The sequence below is a fragment of the Streptomyces sp. RP5T genome (genome assembly GCF_003933965.1).
In the GTDB taxonomy this organism is placed as follows: Bacteria; Actinomycetota; Actinomycetes; order Streptomycetales; family Streptomycetaceae; genus Streptomyces.
Map to the genome: position 1 here is coordinate 1 of NZ_RSAJ01000729.1, position 3,702 is coordinate 3,702.

Here is a 3,702-nt window from a genome sequence, read left to right on the forward strand (position 1 = left end):
GGGCGGAGTCACAGGGGGAGCCTCCTCGGCGGGAGTCGGGTCGGTCAGATCAGGTCGGTTGTCGCGTACCGCTCGACCGCGGCCATCGGCACCTGCAGCCAGTCCGGGCGGTGCCGGGCCTCGTAGACGACCTCGTAGATCGCCTTGTCGGTCTCGTACGCCCGCAGCAGCACCGGATCGGTCCGCGGGTCCACGCCGCTGACCTCGGCGTAGCCGGAACAGTACGCGGCCCGGCACGCCTCGGCCCAGCCCGGCACGGGCAGGTCGGTGGAGTGTGCCGCGTAGTCGAAGGAGCGCAGCATCCCGGCCACGTCCCGGGCCGTGGGCTGCGGCAGCCGGCGTTCGGAGAGCGGCTTGGACGGCTCGCCCTCGAAGTCGATCAGCGACCAGTGCCCGGTGGCCGAGCGCAGGCACTGGCCGAGGTGCAGGTCACCGTGGATGCGCTGCGCGGTCCAGGTGGTGCCCTCGGCGGCGAGATCTCCCAGCGCGGTGAACGCGGAGCGCAGACCGGGCTCGTGGGGCCGCAGCGCGGGGACCGCCTGGACGGCCGCCTCCAGCCGCTCGATCATGCCGTCCACCAGCAGGCGCAGCTGCTGGTGGCCCAGGGTCACGGTCGGCAGCGCCCGCGAGAGCGCGGTGTGCACCTCGGCGGTGGCCCGCCCGAGCGCGTGCGCCTCGGCACTGAAGTCCTCGCCCTTGGCGAGCTCCCGCAGAGCCAGCTCCCAGCCGTCCGAGGCGCCCTGCACGAAGGGCTGGAGCACTCCGAGGGTGTACGACTCCCCGGCCAGCTCCGCCCGTACCCACCCCGTCGGCGCGGGCACCCGGGGGCAGCCCTCGCGGGCCAGCGCCAGCGGCAGCTCCAGGTCGGGGTTGACGCCGGGCACGATCCGGCGCAGGAGTTTCAGGATGAACGTATCTCCGTAGACGATCGACGAGTTCGACTGCTCGGCGGTCATCACCCGGGCCACCAGGCCCTCCCGGATCTCCTGGTGCGGGTCCCGCTCGAAAAGCAGCCCGCCGATCCGGGTCCCGGTGCGGATGGCCTCCAGGAGCAGTTCGGCGGGCAGCGGGTCGTGGAGGGCGTCGTACGCGGTACGACCGGTGAGCGGGCCCTCCTCGACATGGCCGATCAGCGCGGGCGCCAGCCGGGGCGGCAGCGCCTCGCGCACGCCTATGAGCAGCTGGTAGCAGTCGCCGGGGTGCGGCGGGGCGCCCACGGTGAGCGGCTGCTGGGCCCGGACCAGCAGGTGGTACAGGCCGAGCTTGGCGGTGGGCGGCAGCAGTTCGGTGGCCGCCACCAGCGAGAATCCGGTGACCGGCCGCCCCTTGCCCGCGAACCACCGCTGCCGCGGCAGCCACTCGCGCAGAAGTGGATCGAGGGAGGCGAGGAGGCCGGGACTTGTCGTGGCGGTACGGGTGACGGCTTCCGACATGGCGTGGCGTCCTTTCCCCGGGCTGGCTGGTCGGGGTGCTACTGATGCGTGCCCCGGGCGGGCCGGTGGAAACACCGCCCCGCCCGGGGCCTCGTCGGCTACGCGGCGTCCTTGCGGAGCCGGAACCAGTAGAACCCGTGTCCGGCGAGGGTCAGCAAGTACGGCAGGTCACCGATGGCCGGGAACCGCACCCCGCCGAACAGCTCGACCGGATGCCGTCCGTTGAAGGCGCTCAGGTCCAGTTCGGTGGGCTGCGCGAACCGGGAGAAGTTGTGGACGCACAGCACCAGGTCGTCCTCGTACTCCCGCAGGAAGGCCAGCACCGCCGGGTTGGAGGACGGCAGCTCGGTGTAGGAGCCGAGGCCGAACGCCGGGTTCTGCTTGCGGATCTCGATCATCCGGCGGGTCCAGTGCAGCAACGACGAGGGCGACGCCATGGACGCCTCGACGTTGGTGACCTGGTAGCCGTGGACCGGGTCCATGATGGTCGGCAGATAGAGCCGCCCGGGGTCACAGGAGGAAAACCCTGCGTTACGGTCCGGTGTCCACTGCATCGGGGTGCGGACGGCGTCCCGGTCACCGAGCCAGATGTTGTCGCCCATGCCGATCTCGTCGCCGTAGTACAGGATCGGCGAGCCGGGGAGCGACAGCAGCAGGGCGGTGAACAGCTCGATCTGGTTGCGGTCGTTGTCGAGCAGGGGGGCGAGCCGGCGCCGGATGCCGATGTTGGCGCGCATCCGTGGGTCCTTGGCGTACTCGGCCCACATGTAGTCGCGTTCCTCGTCGGTGACCATTTCGAGGGTCAGCTCGTCGTGGTTGCGCAGGAAGATGCCCCACTGGCAGTTCGACGGGATGGCCGGGGTCTTGGCCAGGATCTCCGAGACGGGGTAGCGGGACTCGCGGCGGACCGCCATGAAGATGCGCGGCATGACCGGGAAGTGGAAGGCCATGTGGCACTCGTCGCCGCCGGACTCGTAGTCGCCGAAGTAGTCGACGACGTCCTCCGGCCACTGGTTGGCCTCCGCCAGGATCACCGTGTCCGGGTAGGACGCGTCGATCTCCTTGCGGACCCGCTTGAGGAACTCGTGGGTTGCCGGAAGGTTTTCGCAGTTGGTGCCCTCCTGCTGGTACAGGTACGGCACGGCGTCGAGGCGGAAGCCGTCGATGCCCAGGTCCAGCCAGAACCGCAGGGCGGAGATCATCTCCTCCTGCACGGCCGGGTTCTCGTAGTTGAGGTCCGGCTGGTGGGAGAAGAACCGGTGCCAGAAGTACTGCTTGCGGACCGGGTCGAAGGTCCAGTTGGAGGCCTCGGTGTCCACGAAGATGATCCGCGCGTCCTGGAACTGCTTGTCGTCGTCGGCCCACACGTAGTAGTCGCCGTAGGGGCCGTCGGGGTCCTTGCGGGACTCCTGGAACCACGGGTGCTGGTCGCTGGTGTGGTTCATGACGAAGTCGATGATCACGCGCATGCCGCGCTGGTGGGCGGCGTCGACGAACTCCACGAAGTCGGCGAGGTCACCGAACTCCGGCAGCACCGCGGTGTAGTCCGAGACGTCGTAGCCGCCGTCCCTGAGCGGTGACTTGAAGAACGGGGGCAGCCACAGGCAGTCGATGCCCAGCCACTGGAGGTAGTCGAGTTTGGCGGTCAGGCCCTTCAGGTCGCCGACGCCGTCGCCGTTGCTGTCCTGGAAGGAACGGACGAGGACCTCGTAGAAGACCGCCCGCTTGAACCAGTCCGGGTCACGGTCCTTGGCGGGGGTGTCCTCGAAGGTGTCGTGGACGGGCTCGTTGACGATCATGTTGTGGGTGACCCTCCGATCTGCGGGGTGGACGGTCGCAGGACGGTGAGGATGTGCGCGGGGCGAGTGCCCGGTTCGAGACGCACGTAGTTCGTCCTGCCCCAGTGATAGGTCTCGCCGGTGAGCTCGTCGCGCACCGGCACCGACTCGTGCCATTCCAGGCCGAGTTGCGGCATGTCCAACGAGACCGTGGCCTCCTGGGTGTGGTGCGGATCGAGGTTCACGACCACCAGAACCGTGTTCGAACCGCTCCGCTTCGAGTACGCGATCACCTCGTCCTTGTCGGCGTGGTGGAAGTGCAGATCGCGCAACTGCCGTAGGGCTGGGTTCTCCCGCCTGATGGTGTTGAGCTGGGTGATCAGGGGGGCGAGGGTGTCGGGGGTGTCCCAGTCGCGGGTCTTGATCTGGTACTTCTCCGAGTCCAGGTACTCCTCGCTGCCCTCGCGCAGGGGGGTGTTCTCGGCGAGTTC

Annotated in this window: 3 protein-coding genes; all 3 read right to left on the reverse strand. The window is 69.2% G+C overall.

The window, feature by feature from the left end:
- Positions 1-44: 44 nt before the first annotated feature.
- Positions 45-1,433: a maltokinase gene (locus tag EHS43_RS39980; protein WP_125195456.1), complete on the reverse strand. Its 1,389-nt coding sequence runs from the start codon at positions 1,431-1,433 to the stop codon at positions 45-47.
- A gap of 98 nt (positions 1,434-1,531) precedes the next feature.
- Positions 1,532-3,232: a maltose alpha-D-glucosyltransferase gene (gene treS / locus EHS43_RS39985; protein ID WP_125195457.1), complete on the reverse strand. Its 1,701-nt coding sequence runs from the start codon at positions 3,230-3,232 to the stop codon at positions 1,532-1,534.
- Positions 3,229-3,702 (reverse strand): alpha-glucosidase C-terminal domain-containing protein (locus tag EHS43_RS39990; protein ID WP_125195458.1); only part of this gene is annotated, 474 nt, incomplete at its 5' end. The genes EHS43_RS39990 and treS, both read right to left, overlap by 4 nt.